This is a genomic window from Hydrogenophaga sp. GW456-12-10-14-TSB4 (assembly GCF_059424305.1).
Genome location: NZ_JBWKZH010000007.1, coordinates 65,699 through 90,836 on the forward strand (window position 1 = coordinate 65,699; position 25,138 = coordinate 90,836).

Genomic DNA, 25,138 nt, shown 5'->3' on the forward strand with positions numbered 1-25,138 from the left:
AGCCTCAACCCAGCGTGGCGCGGGCCGTCATGCCCACCTGGCCATGCGCGTCCTGCGTCCAGAGATCGACCGTGTCGCCTTCGGCGGCGGCACAGAGCTGCAGCGTGTCGGTGTCGAACGCGGGGCGCAGTGCGCGAAACGAGAAGGTGCGCACCGGCACGCCGGGCCGGCCGCGTGCCAGCAGGTCCAGCAGCGCGGTGGCCAGCAGCGGGCCGTGCACCACCAGCGCGGGGTAGAACTCCTCGCGCACCGCGTAGTCGCGGTCGTAGTGGATGCGGTGGCCGTTGTAGGTGAGCGCGGAGAAACGGAACAGCAGCGCGGGGTCGGGCTTCAGCACGGCCGACCATTGCGCGGCTTTCGTGGCCTTCTCGCCCGCCGGCAGCGGCGCGGGCCCGGTGGGCGCTTCGCGGTAGACGATGTTCTGCTCTTCGCGCAGGCACACGCGGCCGTCCTGCTCCAGCAGGTGGTCCACCGTGACGAAGACCAGCGGGCCGCTGCGGCCTTCCTTCAGGTCCACGCTGCGCACGGTGGAGGTCTTGCGCGCGGGCGCGCCCAGGCGCAGCGGTGTCTCGCATTGCAGCGAGCCCGCGGCCCACATGCGGCGCGGCAGCGGCACCGGCGGCAGGAAGCCGCCGCGCTGCGGGTGGCCATCGACACCGGTGGCGGCGCGCGCGGGCGTCTCCAGGAAGTACAGCCAGTGCCAGGGCAGCGGCAGCGCCTCGCCCACCACCGGCGGCGCGGCACGGTCCAGCAGGCCGCTCAAGGCGACGGCGGGAAAGGGCTCCAGCGTCTGCTCGGCCACTTGCTCGCGGCCGACCCATTCGCGCAGGTGGTGAATATCGATATTCATGCGCGCTCTGCCTCCGGCGTGAGCAGGGGCACGCCCAAGGCCACGCGCCGCACCAGCCAGGGGCTGGGCCGGTAGCGCGGGTCGCCGGTCTCGGCCTGCATCGTCCGCAGGATCTGCAGGATGCGCGCACCGCCGATGCGGTCGCCCCAGGCCAGCGGGCCGTGCGGGTAACCCAGACCGAGTTTCACGGCGTCCTCGATATCGGCCACGCTGGCGATGCCGCGCTGCGCGATCTGCGCCGCGATGTTGACGATGGTGGCGAGCACGCGCTGGGCGATGAAGCCCGGGCTGTCGTTGATGACGGTGACTGGCACGCCGTCGGCCGCCAGCAGGCCCCAGGCGGCGTCGCGCGCGGCGGCCGAGGTGAGCGCGGTGAGCATGAGCGTGCGGCGCAGGGCCAGCGGCACCATGGGGTCGACGGCGACGGTGCGCGCGGCGTCCAGGCCCAGCGCGGCGGCCGCGTGGCTGGCGTCACCGCCCCAGGGCTGCACGACGCAGACCTCGGCCTGCGCGGCATCGTCGGTGAGCCGCGCGCCCGCGCCGCTCAGCAGGGCAGCGAGTTCGGCACGGCCGCTGGCCTGCGGATCGACCCACACCGCCACCCCGGCGCGCGGTGCCGGCACGGCGCGCGCGGGCGCGGCGCGGCGCGCGTCGCCGTCGTATCGGTACCAGCCCTCCCCCGTCTTGCGGCCGAACAGGCCGGCGGCCACGCGCGGCGCCACCAGCGACGAGGGCCGAAAGCGCGGCTCGTGCTGGAACTGCTCGTAGATCGAGGCCATGACCTTGCTCGACACGTCCAGGCCGGTGAGGTCCAGCAGCTCGAACGGGCCCATGCGAAAACCCACGCCTTCGCGCAACACGTCGTCCACGTCGGCGGGCGAGGCGGCCTGCTCTTCGAGCAGGCGCAGGCCTTCGGTGTAGAGCCCGCGCCCCGCGTGGTTCACGAGGAAACCGGGCTGGTCGGCCGTGACCACCGCGCGGTGGCCGGCGCCGCTCACCAGCTCGCTCAGGGTCTGCACGGTCTGCGGCGACGTGCGCAGCGCGGCAATCACCTCGGCCACCTTCATCAGCGGCACCGGGTTGAAGAAGTGCAGACCGGCCACGCGCGCCGGGTGGCGGCAGGCGGCAGCAATGTCGGCCACAGTGAGCGACGAGGTGTTGCTCGCCAGCACGGTGGTCTCGGCCACCACGTCTTCCAGCGCGCCGAACAGCTGGCGCTTGACGGCCAGGTCTTCCACGATGGCTTCGATCACCACGTCGCAACCGGCGAGCCCGGCCATGTCGTCGCAGGGCGAAACGCTCGCGCGGATCGCCTCGAAGGCCTCGGCGCTGAGCCGGCCTTTTTCCACGCCGCGCCCGATCATGCCGAGCGCGAACTCCACGGCCTTGGCAGCGGCACCGGGGGCCGCGTCGAAACAGCGCACGCGGTGGCCCGCCTGCGCGAACAGCTGGACGATGCCGCGCCCCATGGCGCCGGCACCCACGACGCCCAGGGTGAGCGGTTTCACGTTGTTGGAAGTCATGTGGTCATCGACCCTTGAATTCGGGTTTGCGTTTGTCGAGGAAGGCGCGCATGCCTTCGGTCTTGTCGGCGGTGTCGAACAGCAGCAGGAACTCGCGGTTCTCCAGCGAGAGCGCGGCGTCCAGCGGCAGGTCTGCGCCCTGGCGCAGCACATGGCGCGTGGCCTTCACGGCCTTGGGCGGCATGCGCGCGGCCTTGCGCGCCAGCTCGACGGCGCGCTCCAGCGCTTTGCCGTCGGCGGCCAGGTCGGCCACCAGGCCCAGCGCAAAGGCGCGTTCGCCAGTGATCATCTCGCCGGTCAGCAGCATGAGCGAGGCCACCTGCTTGCCCAGCGTGCGCACCAGGCGCTGCGTGCCGCCCGCGCCGGGCATGATGCCCACGGCCAGCTCGGGCTGGCCGAAGCGCGCGCTGGCGTCAGCGACGATGAAATCGCACATCATGGCCAGCTCGCAGCCCGCGCCCAGCGCGAAGCCGCTCACCGCGGCGATGGTGGGTTTGCCGCAGCCGGCCACCGGCGCCCAGTACTGGCCCAGGTCGATCTCGGCCACGTCCTGCGCGCCCTTGTCCACCAGCAGGTTCAGGTCGGCGCCGGCGGCGAACACGCCTTCACCGCCGGTGATCACGATCGCGCGCACGCTGTCGTCGGCGTCGAGAGTTCGCACCGCCTGTGCGATCGCGGCGCGCATCGTCAGGTCGAGCGCGTTGCGCTTCTCCGGCCGGTTGAGCACCACGGTGCCCACGGCGCCCTCGCGGCGCAACAGCACGGCTTCTTCCTGGCTCATCGTTTCACTCCCGGTCGCGCCACGAAATCGGCGGCGCGCTTGTTCACATAGGCGTCGTGCCCTTCGACGAAATCGTCACCGAGCAGACAGACGGCCTGGTCGTTTTCCTCGCGCGACAGCTCCTCGGCCAGCGTGGCCGAGGGGTGGTTCAGCCGCGCCTTCATGCGCGCGAAGGCGTCGCGCGGCAGCAGGGCCAACTCGGCGGCCTGGGCGACGGCGGTGGCCATCACCTGGGCGTCGGCCACCAGCGTGTCGGCCAGGCCGATGCGGTGGGCTTCCGTGCCGCTGACCGGCACACCCTCGGTCAGGATGCGCCGCGCCGCTGGCAGGCCCACGCGCCGGGGCAGCGTGAGCAGCTGGCCCCAGTCGGGCACCAGGCCAAGCTTGAGGAACGGAAACAGGATCTTCGTGCCCTCGCCGACCACGATGCGGTCGCCCATCAGGGCCAGGCCCACGGCCGCGCCCGCGCCGATGCCTTCGATGGCGCTGACCACCGGCACGCCGGCCTCGGCGATGAGCTGGCACAGGCGGTGGATGTGCCGCATGCGCTCGCGCGCCTGCGCTTCCGTGAGGCCCACCATGCTGGGCACGTCGCCGCCGGCGGAGAACACGCCCTGCACGCCGCCGAAAACGATGGCGCGCACAGAGGCATCGCCCAGCAGCGAGGCCAGCGCCTCGGTGAGCTGCTGGCGCACATCGAAGTCGATGGCGTTGCGCTTGTCGGGGCGGTTGATCAGCAGCCGCGCCACGTGCGGCGCGGGGCGATCCACCAACACGACCGCGCTCATCACACGCCCTCGCGGCCGACGATGGAGACCGAGCACACGTTCTGCGAGGGCTGGCCGCCCAGGTTGTGGGTGAGGCCGATCTTCGGGTCCTTCAGCTGGCGCGGGCCGGCGCGGCCCTGCAGTTGCAGGTACATCTCGTAGAGCATGCGGATGCCGCTGGCGCCGATGGGGTGGCCGAAGCACTTGAGGCCGCCGTCGATCTGGCAGGGGATCGCGCCGTCGGCGTCGAACTTGCCGTCCAGGAAATCGCGCACCGCTTCGCCTTCGCCCGACAGGCCCAGGTCTTCCATGGTCACGAGTTCGGTGATCGAGAAGCAGTCGTGCACCTCGGTCATGCTCACTTCCTTTTCAGGGTTCGTGATGCCGGCTTCGGCGTAGGCCTTGCGCGCGGCGACGCGCGCGGTGTGCACATAGCTGCCGTCCCACTCGTTGGAATGCATCTCCCAGCCGTTGGACACCGCGACCTGCAGCGCCTTGAAGGTGACCAGGTCGCGCTTGCCCAGCGAGCGCGCGATCTCCGGCGTCGTGACGATGACCGCCGCCGCACCGTCGGACACGCCCGCACAGTCGTACAGGCCCAGCGGCTCCGCGATGATGGGCGCCTTGAGCACCTGCTCTTCGGTCACGGCCTGGCGGAAGTGCGCCTTGGGGTTCTTCGCGCCGTTGGCGTGGCTCTTGATCGAGACGCGCGCGATGGCGCGCTTGAGCAGCGCCGGGTCCACGTTGTGCTTGCGCTGGTAGGCCGAGGCCAGCTGCGCGAAGTTGGCCGGGGCCACGGCGTTGGGGTACCACTGCGGGATGTAGGTGCCCACGGCCGAGACCGGCAGACCGCCGTAACCGGTGTCCTTGAGCTTTTCCACGCCGAGCGCGATGGCAATGTCGCAGGCGCCCGCGGCCACGGCGTACACCGCCGCGCGGATCGCTTCGGAGCCGCCGGCGCAGAAGTTCTCGACCCGCGTCACACCGATGTTGGGCAGGCGCAGCGCGATGCCCATGGGCGTGCCGCCGCGGCCGGTGCCCACGTCGTCCATGTGGGTGGAGTACCAGGCGGCGTCGAGCTGCTCGGGCGCGATGCCGGCGTCGGCCATGGCCTCGTTGTAGGCCTCGACCATGAGGTCTTCGGGGCTGGCGTCCCAGCGCTCGCCGAACTTGCTGCAACCCATGCCGAGAATGGCGACTTTGTCCTTGATGCCGATGGGCATGGCTTACTCCTTGGATGCGGTAGTGTCGGCGGCAGAGGCCACGGGCGTGGCCTTCCAGAAATAGCGCGTGAAGCCGCGCAGCTCGTCGATGTCCTTGATGCGGAAGCTCATCTCGACCTCGGTGCCCGAGGCCACGTCGCCCTTGGCCACGTCGGTGAACTCCATGAGGATGCGGCCGCCGCCCTCGAAATCGACCTGGCCGTACTGGTGCGGCGGCGCGCGGTGGAACGAGAGCGACTCGGCCGACCAGCTCAGCACCTGGCCCCGGCGCTCGGCGAGCTTGTGGGGTTTCTGCGTGTCCTGCAGCGGCTTGCCCTGGTCGTAGGAAATGCGCGAAGGCGGAAAGTGCACCGAGCCGGTGAGCTCGCAGCGCCCGGCCACCAGGCCCAGGATGGCGGCGCGGTGGCGGTAGGCGGTGCTCAGCGCGGTCTTGCGGTCCTGCTCGCCGCGCATGCCGCGCTCCAGGCGCAGTTGCTCGCGGAACGAGAGGAACTTGGTGTAGTTCTTTTCTTCCACGCCGCGCGCGAGCCAGCCCGAGACGCCGCGCGCCGGGCGAAAGGCCGCGATGGCCGGCGTCACGCGCAGCACGACGGCCTGCGCCCCCGCGCCGAACTGCGCCAGCAGGATGTGCTGGCCCGGCTGTGCGCGCTCCAGCACGGCGGCGAGCATGAGCAGCGCGTGCGGCGTGCCGGTTTCGCCCACGGTGGCGGCCAGCGAGTCGGCCACCGCCTCGGCGCGGATGCCGCAGGCCTTGGCCAGTTGCGCGTCCATCTTGGCGAAGGTGGTGGGGAAGATGAAGTGGTCCACCGCAGCAGCGTCCACACCGGCCTTCTGCAGTGCGCCGGCGATGGCGCGCGGCCCCAGCTTGCCGATGCCTTCGTCGCGCACCCAGCGCTCTTCCCAGTGGTAGTCGATGTCTTCGCCGGCCATGCGGAAGTGGTCCACGAAGTCGACCGTGAGCGCGGCACCGCCCAGCACCTCGGCGATCACGTTCTCGCGGCCGATGGTGATCGCGGCGGCGCCGTCGCCGTAGTCGAGTTCCTGCGAGCTGGCCGCGCGCGTCTTGCGGTGGTCGGAGGCGATCACCAGCGCGTGGCCGCCGCGGGCGTTCACGCGGTCGAGCGCGGCGGTCAGCGCGCTGAGCGCGGCGCTGGGCGAGCCGCCCATGTCCAGCGCCTCCACGCCCTCGTTCAGCGTGAGCGCCTCGCAGACCACGCCAGCGTTGAGCCGCTCGGCGAAGGGCAGCGTGCTGGAGACCAGCTGCACGCTGTCGATGTGGCCGCGGTCGTCGCCCGCGCCCAGGCAGTCGCGCGCGGCGGCCACCGCCATGGTGATGCTGTCCTCGTCCCAGTTGGTCATGGAACGCGTGCCCTTGCGGCCCGCGAACTGCGGTGCGTACCAGGCGTTGGCCTGGGCCACGGCCTGGCGGCTCAGCCGCAGCCGGGGAATGTAGCTGCCGTATCCGGTGATGCCTGCTGTCATGTCTTCTTTCTTTCGAGGTGTTGCCGCAGGAAGCGGCCCAGGTCCTGGATGGCCGCGCGCGCTTCGGGCAGCTGCGCGGGGAATTGCTGGAACACGTGGATCATGTGGTCCCACACCTGCAGGGTGGCGTCCACACCAGCCTCCTTGGCGCGCGCCACGAAGTCGCGCGAGTCGTCGAGCACGGTCTCGCGGTCGCCCACCTGGGCGAGCAGCGGCGGCAGGCCCTTGAGGTCGGCGAACAGCGGCGAGACCTGCGGGTCGGCCGGGTTGCCTTCCTTGCCCAGGTAGTTGCGGGCCATGGCCACGATCATCGGGCGCTGGTGGATCGGGTCGCTGTCGGCGCGCGTGCCGTAGCTCGCGCCCGAGGCCGTGAGGTCGGTCCACGCGGACATGAGCACGGCGGCGGCCGGCAGCGGCTGGCCGGCGTCGCGCAAGCGCAGCAGCAGGCTCAGCGCCAGGCCGCCCCCGGCGGAATCACCCGCGAGCGCGATGTGCCGGGCCTCGAAGCCCTGGCCGATCAGCCATTGCCACGCCGCCGACGCGTCGTCCAGCGCGGCCGGGTAACGGTGTTCGGGGGCGAGGCGGTAGTCCACACCGAGCACGCGGCATTGCGCGGCGGCGGAGAGCTGGGCCATCAGCTCGCGGTGCGAGACCAGCGAGCCGACCTGGAAACCGCCGCCATGGAAGTAGAGCACCGCGCGCTGCGCGTCCACGCCCGGCGCGCTGACCCACTGGGCCTTCACGCCGCCGGCGTCCACGTCTTCGAGGGCCGCGTCCACCGGCACCCCGCCGAACAGCGTGTCCCAGTCCTGGCGCATCTGCGCCACGGTGGTGTCGCGCTTCCAGCTGCCGTAGACGCGGCGCACGCGCTCGATCACTTCATCGACCGCTTTGTTCATGCCCCACACCCCATGCCACCGGACACGCCGAGCACTTCGCCGGTGATGAAGCCCGCCTCCGCTGAAGCCAGGAAGGCCACGGCAGCGGCCACTTCCTCGGGCGTGCCCAGCCTGCCGGCCAGCGTGGCGCCGGTCATGGCACCCAGCAGCTTGTCGCCACCCTGCGCCACCGCCTGGCGCAGCAAAGGCGTGTCGATCGGGCCGGGCGCGATCACGTTGGCGGTGATGCCCTTGCTGCCGTTCTCGCGCGCGATGGAGCGCGTGAAGGCGATCACACCGCCCTTGGCGGCGGCGTACACCGCCCCGCCGCGCGAGCCCAGCCGGCCCGCTTCGGAGGCGATGTTGATGATCCGGCCATGACCTGCGGCCTGCATGCCGGGCAAGGCGGCGTGCGTGGTGGCGAACACCGACTCGAGGTTGATCGCGATCAGGCGGCGCCAGTCCGCCGGCGTCGTCTTCGTGAAGAAGGCGTGCTGGTCCACCCCGGCGTTGTTCACCAGGATGTCGACCGGCCCATGGGCTTCCAGCACGGCGGCGACCTGCGCGAGGTCGGTCACATCGAGCCGCACGGCGTGCGCCCAGATGCTGTCGGCCAGCGCCTGCGCGGCGTCGATGTCCAGGTCGGCGATGGTCACCATCGCGCCGTCGGCGGCCAGGCGGCGCGCGATGGCCGCGCCAATGCCCTTGGCACCGCCGGTGACGAAGGCTTTGCGGCCCGCAAGGGGCGTGGCTGGGGCGTTCGCCATGATCAGCGCCCCGTGAAAGTGGGGGCGCGCTTCTCGATCACGGCGGCCAGGCCCTCGCGGGCGTCGGCCATGCCGGAGAGATGGGCCTGCATGCGGTTCTCTTCGGGCATGCAGGCGTCCACGCCGGAACCCAGGCCGTTCCACAGCAGGCGCTTGGTGCCTGCGAGCGCGGCCGGCGCACCGGCGGCAAGCTGGCGCGCCAGCGCGAAGGCTTCGCTCTCCAGTTGTTCGTCGTCCACCACGCGGGTGATCAGGCCCATGGCCAGGGCCTGCGGCGCGGTGATCACCGGGTTGAGCATCAGGATCTCCATCGCCTTGCGCAGCCCGACCAGCTGGGTGAGCGTGACCGAGACACCCGCGTCGGGCACCATGGCCACGCGCGTGGCGCCGGCCAGGAACTTCGCCGAGGCGCCGGCCACCACGAAGTCGGACGAGCACACCAGGCCCATGCCGCCGCCGCCGGCCGCGAAGCCGTGCACCGCGCTGACCACCGGCGCGTTGAGCCGCATCATCATGGAGGCCACGATCTGCAGGTAGGACGTGGCCATGCGGATGTAATCCGGCAGCGCCTCGCCCTTGGAGAGGAAGGTGTGCACGTCGCCACCGGCGCAGAAGTTCTTGCCCTCGCCGGTGATCAGCACGGCGCGCACGCGGCCGTCACCGTGCACCGCCGTCATCACCTCGTGCAGGCCCTTGAGCATGGCCATGTCCAGGCCGTTGGCGGCCTCGGGCCGGTTCAGGCGGATGTGGGCCACGCCGTCGACGTGCAGCGCCAGCAGCGCCGGGCCTTCGCCGATCAGCACGTCGGGGGTTGGCGTTTTCTTGTCTTGTGGTGCCATGGGTTTGTCTCCTGATCGGGCTCTAGATGAGGAAGGCCATCGAGTACAGCGCGGTCTCGTTGTTGACCAGCACCACTTTCTTGCGCGCCATGCGCAGGGCCTCGCCCTCGCGGCGCAGGGTGTACTCGTTGCGCGAGGCCCAGAGGGTGTCGCCCCGGGACGGCGAGGACTCGAACACCATGGCGTTGGAGGTGACCAGCAGTTCCTCGCCTTCGTTCTTCAGGATCTCCACGTTCGAGACCACGCGGCGCAGGCGCGACTGCGGCGTCTGGCTGTAGCGCTTGCCGGTGTGGAACTGGCGGATGCGCAGCGCGATGCGCGAGCGGTTGTCGTAGATGATGGACATTTCCTTTTCCGGGTCGCCGCCCTCGCCGTTGGCCGGGATCCAGTAGACGCCGTCGTCGGTCCACAGGGCTTCCCACTCGTCGTAGGCGTGGTCGTCCTGGTAGCGCGCTTCGCGGTAGATGAACTGCGTGACCTCGTCGAGCAGGGAACGCGCATCGAGCACTGAACTCATGCAGCCTCCATCATGGATTTGTAGTGGCGCCAGATGCCACGCGAAGGGGTTTCGTCGGTGTTGTCGCTGATGCGGTAGCCGTTCTCGTCCAGGCGCTCGCGGTGGCGGCCCCGGCCCAGGTAGAGCCACTCGGGGTTGCTGGACTGCACGCCGAGCTGCGTGCGCTCGTACATGGCGGCGTCGTCGGCCAGCAGGAAGCCGGCCGGCCCCACCGAGCCCATGGTCTGCTGGCGCAGGCGGCGGTTGATGTCGGGTGCGCCTTTGAACTGGATGGCGGTGACGTGCTGCACCGTGTGGTCCACCGACAGCGGCTGCAGCACGAAGAGCTGGATCTCCGCGATGAACAGGTTGGGGAAGATCATGATGTGCGGCGTGCCGTCGATCATGATTTCGCGCGCCTTGTCCTTGCCATAGGCGGTTTCCATCTGCGCCACATAGGCCGGCAGCTTGTCGGCCGTGGTGCCGAACCAGCCCATGGGCACATCGCGCTTGCGGAACTCGGGCCGCAGGTCGTTCTCGGTGTGGCCCTTGCCGAAGTCGCGCGAGACGGCGGTGGAGTCGCTGTCGTACAGCGTGCCGATGCCGCTCTGCGCCACCTCGAAGATGGAGGCGTGCACGAACGAGGGGTGGTAGCCGTCGGTCTCGTTCTCGACCAGGAACTTCCAGTTGGCCTTGACCTTGTGCTTGAGGTAACCGGCGGTGACCTCGACCTCGCCCTCGGGCGAGTTCATGCACAGCGCGTCGATCGCACCGGCGGCCGCGCCCAGGTGCTCCAGCAGCGACTCACCCTCTTCCGCAAACGAACCGAACACGAAGCCCCGGTGGGACGCGACGCGCGCCACCTTGCCCAGGCCGAGCTGGGAGCGGTCCGCGCCCTCGTAGCCCGAGGGGAAGGGGTAACCGCGCAGCGCGCCGTCGTTGCCGAAGGTCCAGCCGTGGTACGGGCAGGTGAAGGAGCGGGCGTTGCCCTTCTCCGTCATGCAGACCCGGTTGCCGCGGTGGGGGCAGCGGTTGTGCAGCAAGTTGATCTGGCCGGACTTGTCGCGCGTCATGAGGATGGGCTCGGGGCCGATCGACTTCATCACGTAGTCGTTGGCGTTGGGCACCTCGCTCTCGTGGCCCACATAGACCCAGGTGCGGTACCAGATCTTCTGCAGCTCGGCCTGGTAGATCGTGGGGTCGGTGTAGAGGGAGCCGTGCACGTGGTCTTCGCGGACGAGGTCGTCCCAGCGAATGGCCGGGCCCGCCGCAGCGGGTGCAATGGGAATCACATGGGCGCAGTTGCTCAAGGTGTCATCTCCGTGGTGTCGGGGGCGAATCGGGCTTGTTGTCCGTTTCTGATGGTGCAATAATAGTCCGACGAGACGGACTATGTCAACCCGTTGCTCACCGGCCACCAGAAAAGGAATTCGCTCTCATGCCCATCGTCACTTTCATCGAACACGACGGCACCGCCCGCCGCATCGACGCCCCCAACCAGCGCAGCCTGATGCAGATCGCGGTGGACAACGGCGTGCCCGGCATCCTGGGCGACTGCGGCGGCTCGTGCAGCTGCGCCACCTGCCACGGCTACATCGGCAGCGAATGGGCACCGCACCTGCCGCCCGTTTCCGAAACCGAGGCCTTCATGCTCGAAGGCGTGCCCGAACCGCGCGAGACCAGCCGGCTGTGCTGCCAGTTGCGCATGAGCCCCGCGCTCGACGGGATCGTGGTGCACCTGCCGGCCGAGCAGGTGTGAACGCAGGAAGACGGTTCCACCGCCTCTCCCGTGAATACGGGTGGGGGAATCCTGCCCTTCACCCCTCGTAGACCGCGCAACGGCGCGTGACCCGCGCCGCCTCGGCGAAGAGTTCGCTGCGGTACCGACGCCGCGCGCCTGACGCGGGACCCACCAGGCCCCTGATTCCGGCGACAGCTGCGACTTGCAAAGGCAGGTTTTTGTAGCTACGATAACATGCATGTCACCTTCGATGCGGCCAAGAGAGACCGAACCCTTCAGGAGCGCGGACTGGACTTTTCCGATGCCACCCTCGTGTTCGAGGGCAGCACACTTGAAGTGGAAGACACGCGCAAGGACTATGGCGAAACCCGCATCATTTGCTACGGCCTGCTGGCCGACCGCATGGTGGTGGTGGGCTACACCCCGCGTGGCGCGGATCGCCACATCTTCAGCATGAGGAAAGCCAATGACCGCGAAAAAGACCGCATCGGCCCGCTCCTTGAAATCTGATCTGAAGAAGGTGGACGCCCACCGATTGCATGCCTCCGAGTACGAGGAGCTGCCCGAGCTGACCGACGAGATGCTGGAGCGCGCCACGATCAACAAGGGGGGACGCCCCAAAGCCATGGTCACCAAAGTGCTGGTGTCCGTGCGTTACAGCCCCGAAGTTCTCGACTACTTCCGCAGCACCGGCGCCGGATGGCAGGCCCGCATGGACGGTGTGCTCAAGGACTACGTCGCCCAACACGCCCGCAGGTGACGACGTCCTGCGACGGCTAGCCCGCGTAGGCCATCAGGCACTCCTGCGTCATCGTCGCCAGCTGTTGTCCCTGCAGGTCGTGCACCGCGCCGATGGACAGGCCGCGCCCCGCTTGCGCACAAGGGCTGCTGCAGTCCACGTGCAGCCACTGGTCGGCGCGCACGGGGCGGTGCAGCCACAGCGCGTGGTTCAGGCTGGAGATGTAGAGCGGGCGGCCGTTCAGGTCGCGCAGGTGCAGGCCCAGCGAGCAGAAGTTGAGCCACCAGTCCGACAGGTAGGCAAAGGCGGCGGCCTGCAGGCGTGCGTCGTCGGGCAAGGGCTTGATCGCGCGCATCCAGAAGCGGAAGCGGCCGTTCATGAGGCTTTGCGAGAGCTGGCGCGACGGATCGGGAATGCGGAAATCGATGCTGGGCTTGCGGTTCTGCGAGTAGCCGCCGAGCCGCGCGAGGTCGGTGATCAACACCGGATCCACCTCGTGCAACTGCGCCAGGTCCTCAGGCCGCTCGCCCGGAGGCGCGGTGCTCGGGCTGGCGTGTGTCGGGGCGTCGAGCGGCAGCGCGCAGGTGACCTGCGCGTCCAGCACGGTGCGGCCGTTGCCCTGCACGCCACGCACATGGCGCGAACTGAAGCGCTTGCCCTCCTGCAGTGCCGACACGGCGAAGTCCAGCGGTTCGTCGGGCATCGCACCCTGCAGGAAAAGGAACTGCATCATGGTCGCCTCGCGGTCGGCCGGCACCTCCATCAGGGCCGCCATCAGGGCCTGCCCGAGCAACTGGCCGCCGTACGAACGGCCGTTGAGGTTGGCGTCGCCCTGGCGGCTGCGCCAGCGGCCCTCGCCCAAAGGGTCCAGCGTCAGCAGCGCTTCAATGTCGAGATCGTTCCAGGTCGCCTGGGCCATGCGTCAACCTTCCGTGGGCGTGCAGATGCGGCGGTGGCCGGCCGTGCGCGGCGAGACCTCGGGCTTGAGCCGCCAGTCGGCGCCGAAGTCGGCCAGGGGATGCGAAGGCATCACCTCCTCGTGCTCGATGCCGCGCAGGCGCGCCTCGTAGGCGTCGAGGTAGGCCTTGCGCTGGGCCTCGTCGGTGTACTGGATCGAGAAGCCCACGAAGGGCTGCAGCACCTGCAGGCCGCCGTAGCCGAAGGTGCCATGCTGCAAGTGCCAGAGGATCACGTCGCGCTGGCCCAGCAGGCCGTCGGGTTCCATCATGTCGGGGAAGCAGCCGGTGGTGAACGCCAGCATCGCCTTGCGGCCCTTGAGGCCGCCGTTGTCGAAGCGCATGCCGCCCGCGCCGTACACCGTGCCGTTGACGAACACGCGGTCGATCCAGCCTTTCATGATCGCGGGCACCGAGAACCACCACAGCGGGAACTGCAGGATCAGCAGGTCGCAGGCCAGCAGCTTGTCGATCTCGGTCTGGATGTCGGGCGTGAAGGTGCGCCGCTGTGAAGACTGCTTCTGCTCGCGGTCGTACTGCAAGGCGTCGGGGAAACGCCGCTCGGTGAAGTCCTCGCCCGTGGCCACGGGCTGGAAGTCCATGGCGTACAGGTCGGACACCACCACCTCGTGGCCGCACGATTGCAGGGTCTGCACCGACCGGTCCAGCAAGGCCTTGCCGAAGGAACGCGGTTCGGGATGGGCATAGACGATGAGCACATTCATGCGAGGCCTTTCGGGTGGGTATGGCCTCACATAATAACCCGACGCGTCGGATTGTTTTAATCTTCTGTCGGCGCAACGATGAGGCTTACTCCGCGCGGATGCTGACCAGTTCGAGGGACTCGTCCACCATGATCGCGCCTCCGCCCTGGCCGCGGCTTTTGGCATCGAAGCGCACGACGCGGCCAAGTTCGGGGGCGTACCAGGCATTGGCCTCATAGGGCGCCGAGACCGACGGTTCCGTGCGGCCGCGTTGCGTGTAACCCTTGAAGTTCACGCGAACGACGGTCAGCTCGCGAGCGCCCACCCGCAGAATCGACGTTTCAAACGTGCGCGCGGTCAACTGCATCCGGATTCGCCTGTCGGGCAACTGAGGTTCGTAGCGCAACTCCCGGGCCGAGCTGGACTCGTGCGCCTTGTGAACCCAGCCACCGGGCGGCATGACCAGATCGAACTCGCCGCCAATGGGGCTGCCCGACGTGGTCACTTCGCCGTTGGCGCGCTCCACCCGGTTGCCTTGGTTGAAGATCCGGGTGTCGCCATCGACGCGGTCCAGCCGGTAGACCACGCGCTGCGTGTTGCCGGTGAACCGGTCCTTCAACGCATACTCAAAGACGCGGTCACCCGTGGGCGCTGCCTTGGGCGGTGGCTGCTTGCTTCGTTCGTTGTACGCAGCGACGGCGGCCTGCGCGCGCGCAGGGACATCGGCGATCCACGTCGCTGGCACGGCGGCATTCAGGGTCTGTCCCTCCTTGTTCAGGAGCGTCGTGATCCCGATCAGGTGACCTTGTGCATCGAACAGGCCACCCCCGATGGATCCTGGTGAGAGGGGCACCGTGATTTGCAGGGCTTCGAGGTCCGAGCGCTCGTTGCGCCGGATGCCCGAGAGCATGCCGTCGCTGATCGTGGTCTCCAGCCCACGTGGGCTGCCCATGGCATACACGCGAGCACCCACGCGCCAAGATTCGGAGGACGCCACCCGCACGGACGGTGCATTGAAATTGGCAACCTTGAGTTGGCACAGGTCGCGCTCAGGATCGGGGAACTCCAGCGTGGCGCTGTAGCTGATGTTCTCGCGCGACACCGACACCGTGCTGGCGCGCGCCAGCAAACCGCAGTTGGTGATCAGGCGCCCGGGAGCGATGACCACGGCGCTGCCCTGGCTCAACGCGCGGCCGGTGCCGTCCAGCGTGCGCACCGCCCAGACACTGGGCGACACCTGCTCGAACAAGCTTTCGGGTGTGAGCGTTGGCTGGGCCACCGCGGCGGTCGAGATGAGTGCCAGCCCGAGGACCGTCAAGGAATGCTTCTGCATGGTGTGTTCAGGGCTGGGGTGGCAGGAGGCCGCGCAAGTCGTCCATGCTCGTGCGGGTGCCGGCCTGCGGCGGCCGTATGGCGGGCGCCACCACCGAGGGTGCCGAGCCGGTGGCCGGTGCGGGGGCGAGGCCGGTGTCGGAGCCAGGTGTCGGCTGGTCTTCCTTCTGGTCGCGCCGGTCAAACACGAGCGACTTGCCGTACACGAGTTGCACCCAGGTGGGGTAGGTGTAGGCCGTTCCCTGGTTGTGGTCGATGACCGCACCAATGCCGCCGCCGAGGATGATGTTGCCGAACATGCCCGCGTTGGCCCGCGAAACGGCCCTGGCGCTGGCCACCTGGTACTCGGGGTGCTGGCACACAATGTCCAGGTCTTCGCTCGACCGGCGTATGGAAGTGGTCGACCCCGACTTGACCGAGGCGCTGGTGCGGTCGTTGGTCAGCTTGCAATCGGCACCGGCCACCAGCTGACCGGTGGCCGTCTTGGTCTCGATCGTCATGGGATGGGTGCTCTCGTTCATCACGGAGGCACAACCCGTACCCGCCACGCAGGCGACGAGGATCACGGTTCGCAGAAACATCAGGCTCCCTCAAATGGCATCGTGAGCCCAAATGTAACCGTGGTGTTACGACCCCTTGGCGGTGTGCGCATGGGTATTTACCCCATGGCCGGCGGCGCGGCACTTTTGCAGCAAGGCGTTCCAAGCAATCACTGGATGCACCGATCGAACAGCCCCGGGGTCCATCGGCATCGATAAATGCGCAACGAGCTGCGCCGGAAGCATTCGAGGTCGAGATGCAATCCGGCAATCTCGTGCGCGTCAAAGCTGCAAGCTTCCGTTTTTCGTTCGGCACAAGGTGAGTGCGCTTCAGCCTCCCTGCTCCACCCCGTCCAGGCAGGTGAACTCGTCACACGCTGCCTTGAAGGCCTGGGCCGTGTCGCGCTGCCCGAAGCCGTACACAGGCACGTTCCTTTCCTGGATTCGCGCGGCCAGGCCGGTGAAAGTGCTGTCGGACGAGACAATGCAGAAGGCGTCCACGCGGCGCTGGTACAGCATGTCCATGGCGTCCATGATCAGCGCCGCGCCGGACGCGTTCTTGCAGCGCCGGTCGCGGAACTGCTGGTACGGGCGGATGGCCAGCGGGTGAAGGTGCTGCTTCCACAGGTCGAGCTGCGAGGTCGTCCAGTCGCCGTAGGCGCGGCGGATGATCGGCCGCCCCATCTGCCTGACCAGCGCCATCAGCTTCGGCGCGTGCGCACCGCTCAGGTTCTCGGCATCGATGAGCACGGCCAGACGGGGCCCGAGCACGGGCGGGAATGTGTGAATTGGCATGAGAAAGCTCTCCTTGGTGTCAAAAGCCAACCAGCCACCACCCTGGATAAGGGTGGCGGTGGCCCGAACGGGTGTGGCATACCGGGGTTGACCTCAACATCGGTGAGCCTTGCGGCTCCCCGTCCGGGCCACCATAAAGCGACACAGACAAACAGAGAAGCCGCAGCGTAAACGCCACAGCTTCTCTTGGAGGTCAACCCACGGAATGCCACTTCCGGTCGTACTTTAGTTGTACAACCCGCGCAGTATAGGCGAGCACCACGCACCGTCTAGAGGGTTGCGAAAAACTGGCTCGGGGTCTGCCCGAAGTGCTTGCGGAACATGGCCGCGAAGGCGCTGGGGCTCTCGTAGCCGAGCGCCAGCGCCACGTCGATGACCTTCTCGCCAGTGGCCAGCCGCTCCAGCGCGCGCAACAGCCGCGCCTGTTGTCGCCACTGGGCGAAGGTCATGCCGGTGTCCTTGATGAAGAGCCGCTGGATGGTCTTCACGTCGATGGCCAGGCGCCGCGCCCAGTCGGCCATGGTGGACGGGTCGTCCAGCCGCCGCTGCAGCACCGCGGCGATCTGGAGCAGCCTCGGGTCGGTGGGCATCTGCAGGTACAGGGGCAGCACCGGCAGGGCACGCAGTTCGTCGAGGATGAGGCGCATCAGCCGGCCGTCGCGCGTGCCGCTCACATAGGGTTGCGGCACCTCCATGGCGGCGCGGATCAGCTCGCGCAGCAAGGGCGAGATGGCGACGGCCTGCGTCCGGTCCATCAGCCGGGGCGCGGCGTTCGGCGCCACCATGAGGCTGCGCATGTGCACCTCGCCCACGCAGCGGATCTCGTGCGTCATGCCCCTCTGCATCCAGATCGCGCGGGTGGGCGGCACCACCCATTGCCCCGCCTCGGCCTGCACCACCATGACGCCGCGCACGGCGTAGATCAGCTGGTGCTTGGCGTGCGCGTGGGGCTCGATGTGCCAGCCGGCGGGGTAGTCGGTGGAGCGCGCGAAGATGGGTGAGCGCTGCGCGTCGATCGCGTCGAGCACCTCGGCAAGGGCCGGCGGCCGGGGGGAGATGGCCATGTCGCTTTTGAGATGGTTGATGGTCATTCGGCGTGAGACAGGCGTTGCCGCCTCCACCACAATTCTGACAGGCCCTTCCCTTCATTCCCGTATGCAGACACACCCTCCCCTCGCCGTCCACCCGATCCGCAACTCCATGGCCACGCAGTGGCTGCTGAACATCGGCCACGCGATCGACCACATGTTCCTGCTGATTTTTGCGACCGCCGTGACGACGATCGCGCACGAGTTCGGCGTGGCCCGCTGGGAGGACCTGATGCCCTACAGCGTGGCGGCCTTCTTTTTCTTCGGCGTGGGCTCGCTGCCCTCGGGCAAGCTGGGCGACCAGTGGGGCCGCCGCCGGATGATGCTGGTGTTCTTCTTCGGCATGGGCGCTGCGGCCCTGCTGGTAAGCGCGACGCAGACGCCGCTGCAGATGGCGCTGGCGCTCGCGCTGCTGGGCTGCTTCGCGTCCATCTACCACCCGGTGGGCATCCCGATGCTGGTGCAGGGCGCGCCCCGCCCGGGCTGGACGATCGGCATCAACGGCCTGGTGGGCAACCTGGGCGTGGCGGTGGCAGCGGTCGCCACCGGCTTTCTGGTGAAGTACTTCGGCTGGCGCATGGCGTTCGCGGTGCCGGGCGTGGTGTGCCTGCTGTTCGGCGTGGCCTTCGCCCTGCTCGCCACACGCGAGCAGGCGGCACCGGCGAAGAAGAAGTCCACCACCGAGGCGCCGGCCGGCGTGTCCATGGCCAGGCTGTTCCTGGTGATGACCATCGCCGCCACCAGCGGCAGCCTGTTGTTCAACTTCTCGACCAACAGCAACTACGAGCTGCTGAGCGACCGCCTGCAGGCCATTCTTCGTGACCCCGCGCAGATCGGCATGCTGCTGGCCGCGATCTACGCAGCGGCGTCCTTCACGCAGTTGCTGGTCGGCCATCTGATCGACCGGGTGGCGCTCAAGTCGCTGTACGTGGGCATCATCGCGGCGCAGGCCGTGCTGCTGGGCTTGTCGATGGTGCTGGACGGCTGGGCTTTCTACGCCGTGCAGTTCCTCTTCATGGCGACCATCTTCGGCGCCATTCCGTTCACCGACGCGATGATCGTGCGCTTCGTCGACGACAGCCTGCGCTCCCGCGTCTCGGGCATGCGGCTGGCGGTCTCGCTGGGCGCGAGTTCGCTGGCGGTATGGCTGATCGGCCCGGTGGTCAAGCAGGCCGGTTTCACCGCCCTGCTCGGCGTGATGGCGGCCACCTCGATGATCACGCTGCTGATCGTGAGCCAGCTGCCTTCGACGCCCGCGCCCCTGGGCCATGGCGATCGGTAAGACGGGAGCGGCTGCGCGCCGTTTACCATGGCCATCGTCGCTTCATCCACCACAAGGAATCGCATGGCCTCAGAGACATCCCCCAAGATCGCCCTGGTCACGGGCGCGGGCAGCGGCATCGGCCGCGCCGTGGCGCTCGGTTTGCTGAAGGACGGCTACCACGTCGTGCTCACCGGCCGGCGCCCCGAGCCGCTGGCCGCCGTGGCCGAGGCGGGCGGGCCCAACGCGATCGCCCTCCCCGCCGACGTGCGGGACGAGCACAGCGTGCAGGCCCTGTTCGATCAGATCGAAAAACGCTTCGGTCGGCTCGACGTGCTGTTCAACAACGCCGGCGTGAACGCCCCGGCGGTGCCCATGGACGAGCTGCCGGTCGAGCGCTGGAAGGACGTGATCGACACCAACGTGACCGGCGTCTTCCTGTGCGCGCGCGCCGCCTTCGGCCTGATGCGCCGGCAGAACCCGCAGGGCGGTCGCATCATCAACAACGGCTCGATCTCGGCCCACGCGCCCCGCCCCTTCAGTTGCCCCTACACCGCGAGCAAGCACGCGGTGCTGGGCCTGACCAAGACCATCGCCCTGGACGGCCGGCCCTACAACATCGTGTGCAGCCAGATCGACATCGGCAACGCGCTCACCGAGCTCTCGGCGCGCATGACGCAGGGTGTGCGCCAGGCCAACGGCACCATGGCCACCGAGCCCATGATGGACGTGGCCCACGTGGCCGAAGCGGTGCGCTACATGGCGGGCCTGCCGCTGTCCACCAACGTGCTGAACATGACGGTGATGGCCAGCCAGATGCCCTTCGTGGGCCGGGGCTGACCGCCGTCGGGGTTCAGCTTTCGTCGCTGTCGGCCAGTAGGGCGCGCCAGATCAGCGCGCCGATGGCGGCGCCGACCAGGGGCGCCAGCCAGAACAGCCAGAGCTGATCCAGCGCGATGGACGGGCCGAACAGCGCCGGGCCCGTGCTGCGCGCCGGGTTGACCGAGGTGTTGGTCACGGGGATGGAGATCAGGTGGATCAGCGTCAGGCAGAGCCCGATCGCCAGCCCGCCGAAGCCGGCCGCCGCGCGCTTGGCGGTGGCGCCGAGGATGACGAGCAGGAACACCGCCGTCAGCACCACCTCGATCAGCAGCGCCGCCGTCAGGCTGTAGCGGCCGGGCGAGTGTTCACCGTAGCCATTGGTCGCGAAGCCGCCGACCTCGAAACCGGGCTTGCCGGTGGCGATGAGGTAGAGCACGCCGGCCGCGGCCACCGCGCCCAGCACCTGGGCGATCACATAGCCGGGCAGTTCGGCCGCGCGAAAGCGCCCGCCCAGCGCCAGCCCCACCGACACGGCGGGGTTGAAGTGGCCGCCGGAGATGGGCCCGAAGGCGTAGGCACCGGTCAGCACGGTCAGCCCGAAGGCCAATGAGACGCCGGTGAAGCCGATGCCCAGTTCCGGGAAAGCCGCCGCCAGCACCGCGCTGCCGCAGCCACCGAAGGTGAGCCAGAACGTACCGAGGAATTCGGCGGACCATTTTTTCGCGTTGCTGTGTGTCATGCGGTTTCCAGGCAAGTCCAGAGCCTTGGGAAGATAAGCGGGCGGGCCCTTGTGCGCAAGAGGATTAACAATGATTTGACACACGGGCGGGGCCAAGGCAGGCCCCGTTCAGCCCGCCGGCCGGCCTCAGGACGCCGGCGTCAGGTTACCGCCCAGCACCTTCCACAGCGCCACGCGGTTGGCCTGCTCGGACTGCCGCAGGGCGATCAGGGCCTGCTGCGCGGCGTACAGGCTGCGCTGTGCGTCGAGCACGGTGAGGTAGTTGTCCACGCCCGAGGTGAAGCGCGCCTCGGAGAGCTCGAAGGCACGCGCGTTGGCGTCCACCACGGCCTGCTGGGCCGCCAGGCGGGCCTCCCACTGCGCGCGTTCGGCCAGCGCATCGGAGGCTTCGCGGAATGCGGTCTGGATGGCCTTCTCGTACTGGGCCACCGCGATGTCGCGGTTGGCCTGCGCCACGTCGACCGAGGCGCGCGCCGCGCCGCCGTCGAAGATCGGCCAGCGGATCTGCGGCACGAAGCTCCAGGTGTTGTTGCCGCTGCCGAACAGGTTGTCGAGCTCGCGGCTGCCGGTGCCGATGCTGGTGCTCAGGCTGATGGTGGGGAACAGCGCCGCACGCGCCGCCGCCACGTTGGCCGATAGAGCCTGCAGGTTGTATTCGGAGGCGCGCACGTCCGGGCGCTCCAGCAGCAGGGACGAGGGCAGCTCGGCCGGCAGCACCATCAGCGCGGCGGGCGCCGCCGCCGGCGCGGCGCGCAGGGTCTCGGCGGTGGGCAGCCATTCGCGGCGCAGGCCACTGCCCACCAGGGCTTCGAGGGCGTTGCGGTCCTTGGCGACCTGGGCCGTGAAGGCGGCCACGTCGCCGCGCGCGGTTTCCACCGTGACGCGGTTCTGCGCCAGCACCAGGCCCGAGGTGCCGCCCAGCTGGTGGATGCGCTCGGTGAGCTGGTAGGCCTTTTCGCGGCCGGCCAGGGTGTCGCGCGCCAGGGTCAGGCGGGCTTCGTCGGCGGCCAGGTTGAGCCAGGCGTTGGTGACATCGGCCACCAGGGTGATGCGCACGTTGCGCTGGTTTTCCTCCGACTGCAGGAACTGCTGCAGCGCCGCCTCGTTGAGGTTGCGCACGCGGCCCCAGAAGTCGAGCTCGAAGCTGGTGATGGCGAGCTGCGCGGTGTACTGCGTCGAGGTGGTGGAAACACCGTTGCTGGACAGGCCGGCCGCCGTGCGGCTGCGGCTGCCCTGGGCGGTGGCGGCCACGGTGGGCAGCTGGGCGGCGCTGGTGATGCCGTACTGCGCCCGCGCGCGCTCGATGTTGGACAGGGCCACACGCAGGTCGCGGTTGTGGGTGAGCGCCTGCGCGATCGACTGGCGCAGGCCCGGGTGCTGCACCCAGGCCAGGCGCTGCGAGGTCTGCACGGCGTCCGCGCCGGCGTCCAGGACAGCCAGCGGCTGCCCCAGCGTGGGGGCGACGACGCCTTGCACATCGGGCTTGGCGGGGGGCACCTGGGCGCAGCCAGCCAGCAGCGCGAGCGCGGCGGCGGCCAGGGCCGTCATCGGGGTCAGGGGTTTCGTCCGGAGCATCACGCTTCTCCTTGATGCGACAGCGACGGCGTGGCCAGGGGGGCCACGGGCGCGGGGGTGTCTTTCGAGCGGCGGCGCTGGACCCAGCTGCGCACCAGCAGGAAGAACACCGGCACGAAGAACAGGCCCAGCGCGGTGGACAGCACGGTGCCGCCGAGCACGGCGGTGCCGATGGCCTGGCGGCTGGCGGCGCCCGGGCCGGTGCCGAGGGCGAGCGGCAGCACGCCGAAGCCGAAAGCCAGTGAGGTCATCAGGATGGGGCGCAGCCGCCGGCGCACCGCTTCCAGCGTGGCGTCGAAGATGCTGCGACCCTGGTCCTGCAGCTGCACCGCGAACTCCACGATCAGGATGGCGTTCTTGGACGCCAGCCCCACCGTGGTCAGCAGGCCGACCTGGAAGTACACATCGTTGGACATGCCCCGGAAATACGTGGCGAGCAAGGCGCCGACGATGCCCAGCGGCACGGCCAGGATGACCGAGAACGGCACGCTCCAGCTTTCGTACAGCGCGGCCAGGCAGAGGAACACGAACAGGATGGAGATGGCGTACAGCAGCGGCGCCTGCGCGCCGGACTGGCGCTCCTGCAGGGACGCACCCGTCCACTCGTAGCCGATGCCCACCGGCATCTGGGCCATGATGTCCTCGACCGCGCGCATCGCGGCGCCCGAGCTCACGCCGGGCGCGGTGTTGGCGATCATCTCCATGGCCGGCGAGCCGTTGTAGCGCAGCAGCTGGGGTGCGCTGCTGGTCCAGGTGGTGGTGGTGAAGGCCGCAAGCGGCACCATCTCGCCGCTGCGGTTGCGCACCGTCCATTTGCCGATGTCCTGCGGCAGCATGCGGTAGGGTGCGTCGCCCTGCACGTAGACGCGCTTGACGCGGCCGTTGTGCACGAAGTCGTTGACGTAGGAGCCGCCCACCGCGCTGGAGAGCACGTTGTTGATGTCGCTGGTGGACAGGCCCAGCGCGGCGGCCTTGCGGTCGTCGATCACCACCTTGAGCTCGGAGGTGACGTCGAAGTCCGTCGTGCGCATGTTGGTGAGCTCCGGGTGCTGGCCGGCGAGTTCGACCACGCGGTCCTTGGCGGCGCGCAGCGCGTCATTGCCCAGGCCGTTGATGTCCTTGAGCATGAAGTTCACGCCGGCGTCCGAGCCCAGGCCACGCACGGCCGGCGGCATGGAGACGAAGATGCGCGCGGCGCGGATGCGCGAGAGGTCGCGCGTGGCCTTGCGCGAAATGGCCTCGGCGCTCTGCTCGGGGTTGGGGCGCTCGTCCCAGGGCTTGAGGCGCACGAAGATCGTGCCCGAGCTCTGGTTGCCGCTGTTGCCCGCCAGCGAGTTGACGCGCAGCACGTCGGGCTGGGCGTTGAAGTAGCGGGTGATGTCCTGCAGCACGACTTCGAGCTGCGCGTCCGACGAGCCCGCGGGCAGCGTCACGCTGGCGGTGATGAAGCCCTGGTCTTCCACCGGCAGGAAGGAGGTGGGCAGCTTCTGGAACAGGAACACCACGCCGCCGACGACCATCACGAACAGCAGCATCACGCGCTTGCTGCGCAGCAGCAGCTGGCGCACGGCGCCCTGGTAGCGCCCGGAGTTGCGGTCGAAGCCGGCGTTGAACCAGCGGAAGAAGCGGTCCACCCAGCCCAGCAGGCCCTTGCGGGCGGGTGCGCCTTCGTGCAGGTGCTCGGTGGGTTTGAGGATGGTGGCGCACAGGGCCGGCGTGAGCGAGAGCGCCACCAGCACCGAGAACGCCATGGCCGAGACGATGGCGATCGAGAACTGCCGGTAGATCACGCCCACCGAGCCCGAGAAGAAGGCCATGGGAATGAACACCGCCGACAGCGTGAGGCCGATGCCCACCAGCGCGGGCGTGATCTCGGCCATGGACTTGATGGTGGCCTCTTTCGCGGGCAGGCCCTCCTGGTGCATCACCCGCTCGACGTTCTCCACCACCACGATCGCGTCGTCCACCAGCAGGCCGATGGCCAGCACCATGGCGAACATGGTGAGCATGTTGATGGAATAGCCCAGCACCGAGAGCACGCCGAAGGTGCCCAGCAGCACCACCGGCACGGCGATCGCGGGGATCAGCGTGGCGCGCAGGTTCTGCAGGAAGATGAACATCACGATCACCACCAGCACCATGGCCTCGGCCAGGGTCACGGCCACTTCCTTGATGGAGGCGCGCACGTAGGGCGTGGTGTCGGAGCTGATGACGCCGGTGATGCCGTCGGGGAAGAAAGGCGCGAGCTCGGCCATCTTGGCGTTGACAGCGTTGGCCACGGCCATGGCGTTGGCGCCGTCGGCCAGCACGATGCCCAGACCGGCGCCGGGCTGGTTGTTCAGGCGGGACTTCACCGTCAGGTTGTCGGCGTCGAGTTCCACGCGGGCCACGTCGCCCACGGTGACGAGCGAGCCGTCGGCGGCGGCCTTGAGCACGATGCCCCGGAATTCATCGACCGTCTTGAGCTTGGTGCGCGCCGTGATGGTGGCGTTGAGCATCTGGTCCTTGACCGCCGGCAAGGCGCCGAGCTGGCCGGCGGAGACCTGGGCGTTCTGCGAGTTCAGCGCCGAGACGATGTCCGAGGGCATGAGGGCGTACTGCTCCAGCTTGCCCGGGTCCATCCAGATGCGCATGGCGTAGCTGGTGCCGAACACGCTCACGTCGCCCACGCCGTCGATGCGCGAGATCACGTCGACCACGTTGCTGGTGATGTAGTCGCCGATCGCCACCTGCGTGACCGTGGGGTCGGGCGAGGTGAAGACGTAGGTCATCAGGTTGTCCTGACCGCCCTTGTTCACGAACACGCCCCGGCTCTTCACGGCCTCGGGCAGCCGGTTCATGGCGGTCTGCAGCTTGTTCTGCACCTGCACCTGGGCCACGTCGATGTCGGTGCCCGGTGCGAAGGTGAGCTGGGTGCGCGAACGGCCGGCGGAGTCGCTGGTCGAGCTCATGTAGAGCACGTTGTCGATGCCCTTGAGCTGCTGCTCGATCACCTGGGTGACCGAATCGGCCACGGTTTCGGCCGACGCACCGGTGTAGATGGTGTTGATCGAGACGCGCGGCGGCGCGATGTCGGGGTACTGCTCCAGCGGCAGGGTGAAGATCGACATGAACCCCGCGAGCATGACCACGATGGACAGCACCCAGGCGAAGACGGGACGGTGGATGAAGAAATGGGCCATGGTGCAGCAGCGTGTGGTGTCCGGTTTGCTCGAAAGGGGCCAGGCTCACCCGGGTGGGG

25 protein-coding genes are annotated in these 25,138 nt (G+C 68.9%); 5 read left to right on the forward strand and 20 right to left on the reverse strand.

What is annotated here, in order from left to right; genetic code table 11:
- Positions 1-4: 4 nt before the first annotated feature.
- From AC07ZS_RS05805 to AC07ZS_RS05855, 11 genes are read right to left on the reverse strand one after another with little or no spacing between them, the layout of a single operon-like run.
- On the reverse strand, positions 5-850 hold the full coding sequence (locus AC07ZS_RS05805; protein ID WP_494797631.1) for an HTD2 family dehydratase: 846 nt from the start codon (positions 848-850) through the stop codon (positions 5-7).
- The gene (locus tag AC07ZS_RS05810; protein WP_494797632.1) at positions 847-2,373 is read right to left on the reverse strand and encodes a 3-hydroxyacyl-CoA dehydrogenase; all 1,527 of its coding nucleotides are present in this window, start codon (positions 2,371-2,373) and stop codon (positions 847-849) included. The genes AC07ZS_RS05805 and AC07ZS_RS05810 overlap by 4 nt, the downstream gene beginning before the upstream one ends.
- Positions 2,374-2,377: 4 nt before the next feature.
- Entirely contained in the window at positions 2,378-3,154 is a 777-nt protein-coding gene (locus AC07ZS_RS05815; RefSeq protein ID WP_494797633.1) for an enoyl-CoA hydratase-related protein, read from the reverse strand.
- The gene (locus tag AC07ZS_RS05820; protein ID WP_494797634.1) at positions 3,151-3,930 is read right to left on the reverse strand and encodes an enoyl-CoA hydratase/isomerase family protein; all 780 of its coding nucleotides are present in this window, start codon (positions 3,928-3,930) and stop codon (positions 3,151-3,153) included. Before AC07ZS_RS05820 ends, AC07ZS_RS05815 begins: the two co-directional genes overlap by 4 nt.
- Before the next feature lie 11 nt (positions 3,931-3,941).
- Positions 3,942-5,144 (reverse strand): acetyl-CoA acetyltransferase, encoded by a 1,203-nt coding sequence (locus tag AC07ZS_RS05825; RefSeq protein WP_494797635.1) that lies wholly within the window; start codon positions 5,142-5,144, stop codon positions 3,942-3,944.
- 3 nt (positions 5,145-5,147) lie between these two features.
- Positions 5,148-6,626: a hydroxymethylglutaryl-CoA synthase family protein gene (locus AC07ZS_RS05830; RefSeq protein ID WP_494797636.1), complete on the reverse strand. Its 1,479-nt coding sequence runs from the start codon at positions 6,624-6,626 to the stop codon at positions 5,148-5,150.
- On the reverse strand, positions 6,623-7,525 hold the full coding sequence (locus AC07ZS_RS05835) for an alpha/beta hydrolase (protein ID WP_494797637.1): 903 nt from the start codon (positions 7,523-7,525) through the stop codon (positions 6,623-6,625). Before AC07ZS_RS05835 ends, AC07ZS_RS05830 begins: the two co-directional genes overlap by 4 nt.
- Entirely contained in the window at positions 7,522-8,271 is a 750-nt protein-coding gene (locus AC07ZS_RS05840; RefSeq protein WP_494797638.1) for an SDR family NAD(P)-dependent oxidoreductase, read from the reverse strand. The genes AC07ZS_RS05835 and AC07ZS_RS05840 overlap by 4 nt, the downstream gene beginning before the upstream one ends.
- A gap of 2 nt (positions 8,272-8,273) precedes the next feature.
- Positions 8,274-9,110: an enoyl-CoA hydratase/isomerase family protein gene (locus AC07ZS_RS05845; RefSeq protein WP_494797639.1), complete on the reverse strand. Its 837-nt coding sequence runs from the start codon at positions 9,108-9,110 to the stop codon at positions 8,274-8,276.
- A 22-nt stretch (positions 9,111-9,132) separates the two neighbouring features.
- The gene (locus AC07ZS_RS05850; RefSeq protein WP_494797640.1) at positions 9,133-9,627 is read right to left on the reverse strand and encodes an aromatic-ring-hydroxylating dioxygenase subunit beta; all 495 of its coding nucleotides are present in this window, start codon (positions 9,625-9,627) and stop codon (positions 9,133-9,135) included.
- Positions 9,624-10,916: an aromatic ring-hydroxylating oxygenase subunit alpha gene (locus AC07ZS_RS05855; protein WP_494797641.1), complete on the reverse strand. Its 1,293-nt coding sequence runs from the start codon at positions 10,914-10,916 to the stop codon at positions 9,624-9,626. Before AC07ZS_RS05855 ends, AC07ZS_RS05850 begins: the two co-directional genes overlap by 4 nt.
- Before the next feature lie 128 nt (positions 10,917-11,044).
- Between AC07ZS_RS05855 and AC07ZS_RS05860 the strand changes: the two genes are divergently transcribed.
- From AC07ZS_RS05860 to AC07ZS_RS05870, 3 genes are all read left to right on the forward strand, one after another.
- Positions 11,045-11,365 carry a 2Fe-2S iron-sulfur cluster-binding protein gene (locus AC07ZS_RS05860; protein ID WP_494797642.1) on the forward strand — a complete coding sequence of 107 codons (321 nt, stop codon included), beginning with the start codon at positions 11,045-11,047 and terminating at the stop codon, positions 11,363-11,365.
- A 216-nt stretch (positions 11,366-11,581) separates the two neighbouring features.
- The gene (locus AC07ZS_RS05865; protein ID WP_494797643.1) at positions 11,582-11,857 is read left to right on the forward strand and encodes a BrnT family toxin; all 276 of its coding nucleotides are present in this window, start codon (positions 11,582-11,584) and stop codon (positions 11,855-11,857) included.
- Positions 11,847-12,107, forward strand: coding sequence for a BrnA antitoxin family protein (locus AC07ZS_RS05870; RefSeq protein WP_494797644.1), 261 nt, complete (start codon positions 11,847-11,849; stop codon positions 12,105-12,107). The genes AC07ZS_RS05865 and AC07ZS_RS05870 overlap by 11 nt, the downstream gene beginning before the upstream one ends.
- Positions 12,108-12,123: 16 nt before the next feature.
- Here AC07ZS_RS05870 and AC07ZS_RS05875 read toward each other — a convergent pair whose 3' ends face one another.
- From AC07ZS_RS05875 to AC07ZS_RS05900, 6 genes are all read right to left on the reverse strand, one after another.
- Positions 12,124-13,005 (reverse strand): acyl-CoA thioesterase, encoded by an 882-nt coding sequence (locus AC07ZS_RS05875; RefSeq protein ID WP_494797645.1) that lies wholly within the window; start codon positions 13,003-13,005, stop codon positions 12,124-12,126.
- A gap of 3 nt (positions 13,006-13,008) precedes the next feature.
- Positions 13,009-13,767, reverse strand: coding sequence for an NAD(P)H-dependent oxidoreductase (locus tag AC07ZS_RS05880; RefSeq protein ID WP_494797646.1), 759 nt, complete (start codon positions 13,765-13,767; stop codon positions 13,009-13,011).
- 85 nt (positions 13,768-13,852) lie between these two features.
- Complete coding sequence (locus AC07ZS_RS05885) at positions 13,853-15,079, reverse strand: S1 family peptidase (protein ID WP_494797647.1); 1,227 nt, start codon at positions 15,077-15,079, stop codon at positions 13,853-13,855.
- Positions 15,080-15,086: 7 nt separating this feature from the next.
- Entirely contained in the window at positions 15,087-15,659 is a 573-nt protein-coding gene (locus AC07ZS_RS05890) for a hypothetical protein (protein WP_494797648.1), read from the reverse strand.
- A gap of 288 nt (positions 15,660-15,947) precedes the next feature.
- The gene (locus AC07ZS_RS05895; RefSeq protein WP_494797649.1) at positions 15,948-16,412 is read right to left on the reverse strand and encodes an NYN domain-containing protein; all 465 of its coding nucleotides are present in this window, start codon (positions 16,410-16,412) and stop codon (positions 15,948-15,950) included.
- Between the two features lie 269 nt (positions 16,413-16,681).
- Complete coding sequence (locus AC07ZS_RS05900) at positions 16,682-17,497, reverse strand: AraC family transcriptional regulator (RefSeq protein WP_494797700.1); 816 nt, start codon at positions 17,495-17,497, stop codon at positions 16,682-16,684.
- A gap of 70 nt (positions 17,498-17,567) precedes the next feature.
- On the opposite strand from AC07ZS_RS05900, the gene AC07ZS_RS05905 reads away from it, so the two are divergent.
- Both AC07ZS_RS05905 and AC07ZS_RS05910 read left to right on the forward strand, forming a co-directional pair.
- Positions 17,568-18,782: an MFS transporter gene (locus AC07ZS_RS05905; RefSeq protein WP_494797650.1), complete on the forward strand. Its 1,215-nt coding sequence runs from the start codon at positions 17,568-17,570 to the stop codon at positions 18,780-18,782.
- 63 nt (positions 18,783-18,845) lie between these two features.
- The gene (locus AC07ZS_RS05910) at positions 18,846-19,601 is read left to right on the forward strand and encodes an SDR family oxidoreductase (protein ID WP_494797651.1); all 756 of its coding nucleotides are present in this window, start codon (positions 18,846-18,848) and stop codon (positions 19,599-19,601) included.
- 13 nt (positions 19,602-19,614) lie between these two features.
- Here AC07ZS_RS05910 and aqpZ read toward each other — a convergent pair whose 3' ends face one another.
- The 3 genes from aqpZ to AC07ZS_RS05925 form a co-directional block, all read right to left on the reverse strand.
- A complete protein-coding gene (gene aqpZ / locus AC07ZS_RS05915; RefSeq protein ID WP_494797652.1) occupies positions 19,615-20,322 on the reverse strand; it encodes an aquaporin Z in 708 nt (235 codons plus the stop codon).
- 126 nt (positions 20,323-20,448) lie between these two features.
- The gene (locus tag AC07ZS_RS05920; RefSeq protein WP_494797653.1) at positions 20,449-21,897 is read right to left on the reverse strand and encodes an efflux transporter outer membrane subunit; all 1,449 of its coding nucleotides are present in this window, start codon (positions 21,895-21,897) and stop codon (positions 20,449-20,451) included.
- Positions 21,897-25,079 carry an efflux RND transporter permease subunit gene (locus tag AC07ZS_RS05925; protein ID WP_494797654.1) on the reverse strand — a complete coding sequence of 1,061 codons (3,183 nt, stop codon included), beginning with the start codon at positions 25,077-25,079 and terminating at the stop codon, positions 21,897-21,899. The genes AC07ZS_RS05920 and AC07ZS_RS05925 overlap by 1 nt, the downstream gene beginning before the upstream one ends.
- Positions 25,080-25,138: the final 59 nt, after the last annotated feature.

What these genes read in the sequence shown, in the direction of transcription:
- AC07ZS_RS05805 (WP_494797631.1), bottom strand. Translation starts at nt 850, where the DNA reads ATGAATATCGATATTCACCACCTGCGCGAATGGGTCGGCCGCGAGCAA.
- AC07ZS_RS05810 (WP_494797632.1), bottom strand. Translation starts at nt 2,373, where the DNA reads ATGACTTCCAACAACGTGAAACCGCTCACCCTGGGCGTCGTGGGTGCC.
- AC07ZS_RS05815 (WP_494797633.1), bottom strand. Translation starts at nt 3,154, where the DNA reads ATGAGCCAGGAAGAAGCCGTGCTGTTGCGCCGCGAGGGCGCCGTGGGC.
- AC07ZS_RS05825 (WP_494797635.1), bottom strand. Translation starts at nt 5,144, where the DNA reads ATGCCCATCGGCATCAAGGACAAAGTCGCCATTCTCGGCATGGGTTGC.
- AC07ZS_RS05830 (WP_494797636.1), bottom strand. Translation starts at nt 6,626, where the DNA reads ATGACAGCAGGCATCACCGGATACGGCAGCTACATTCCCCGGCTGCGG.
- AC07ZS_RS05835 (WP_494797637.1), bottom strand. Translation starts at nt 7,525, where the DNA reads ATGAACAAAGCGGTCGATGAAGTGATCGAGCGCGTGCGCCGCGTCTAC.
- AC07ZS_RS05840 (WP_494797638.1), bottom strand. Translation starts at nt 8,271, where the DNA reads ATGGCGAACGCCCCAGCCACGCCCCTTGCGGGCCGCAAAGCCTTCGTC.
- AC07ZS_RS05845 (WP_494797639.1), bottom strand. Translation starts at nt 9,110, where the DNA reads ATGGCACCACAAGACAAGAAAACGCCAACCCCCGACGTGCTGATCGGC.
- AC07ZS_RS05850 (WP_494797640.1), bottom strand. Translation starts at nt 9,627, where the DNA reads ATGAGTTCAGTGCTCGATGCGCGTTCCCTGCTCGACGAGGTCACGCAG.
- AC07ZS_RS05860 (WP_494797642.1), top strand. Translation starts at nt 11,045, where the DNA reads ATGCCCATCGTCACTTTCATCGAACACGACGGCACCGCCCGCCGCATC.
- AC07ZS_RS05865 (WP_494797643.1), top strand. Translation starts at nt 11,582, where the DNA reads ATGCATGTCACCTTCGATGCGGCCAAGAGAGACCGAACCCTTCAGGAG.
- AC07ZS_RS05875 (WP_494797645.1), bottom strand. Translation starts at nt 13,005, where the DNA reads ATGGCCCAGGCGACCTGGAACGATCTCGACATTGAAGCGCTGCTGACG.
- AC07ZS_RS05880 (WP_494797646.1), bottom strand. Translation starts at nt 13,767, where the DNA reads ATGAATGTGCTCATCGTCTATGCCCATCCCGAACCGCGTTCCTTCGGC.
- AC07ZS_RS05885 (WP_494797647.1), bottom strand. Translation starts at nt 15,079, where the DNA reads ATGCAGAAGCATTCCTTGACGGTCCTCGGGCTGGCACTCATCTCGACC.
- AC07ZS_RS05890 (WP_494797648.1), bottom strand. Translation starts at nt 15,659, where the DNA reads ATGTTTCTGCGAACCGTGATCCTCGTCGCCTGCGTGGCGGGTACGGGT.
- AC07ZS_RS05895 (WP_494797649.1), bottom strand. Translation starts at nt 16,412, where the DNA reads ATGCCAATTCACACATTCCCGCCCGTGCTCGGGCCCCGTCTGGCCGTG.
- AC07ZS_RS05905 (WP_494797650.1), top strand. Translation starts at nt 17,568, where the DNA reads ATGCAGACACACCCTCCCCTCGCCGTCCACCCGATCCGCAACTCCATG.
- AC07ZS_RS05910 (WP_494797651.1), top strand. Translation starts at nt 18,846, where the DNA reads ATGGCCTCAGAGACATCCCCCAAGATCGCCCTGGTCACGGGCGCGGGC.
- aqpZ (WP_494797652.1), bottom strand. Translation starts at nt 20,322, where the DNA reads ATGACACACAGCAACGCGAAAAAATGGTCCGCCGAATTCCTCGGTACG.
- AC07ZS_RS05920 (WP_494797653.1), bottom strand. Translation starts at nt 21,897, where the DNA reads ATGCTCCGGACGAAACCCCTGACCCCGATGACGGCCCTGGCCGCCGCC.
- AC07ZS_RS05925 (WP_494797654.1), bottom strand. Translation starts at nt 25,079, where the DNA reads ATGGCCCATTTCTTCATCCACCGTCCCGTCTTCGCCTGGGTGCTGTCC.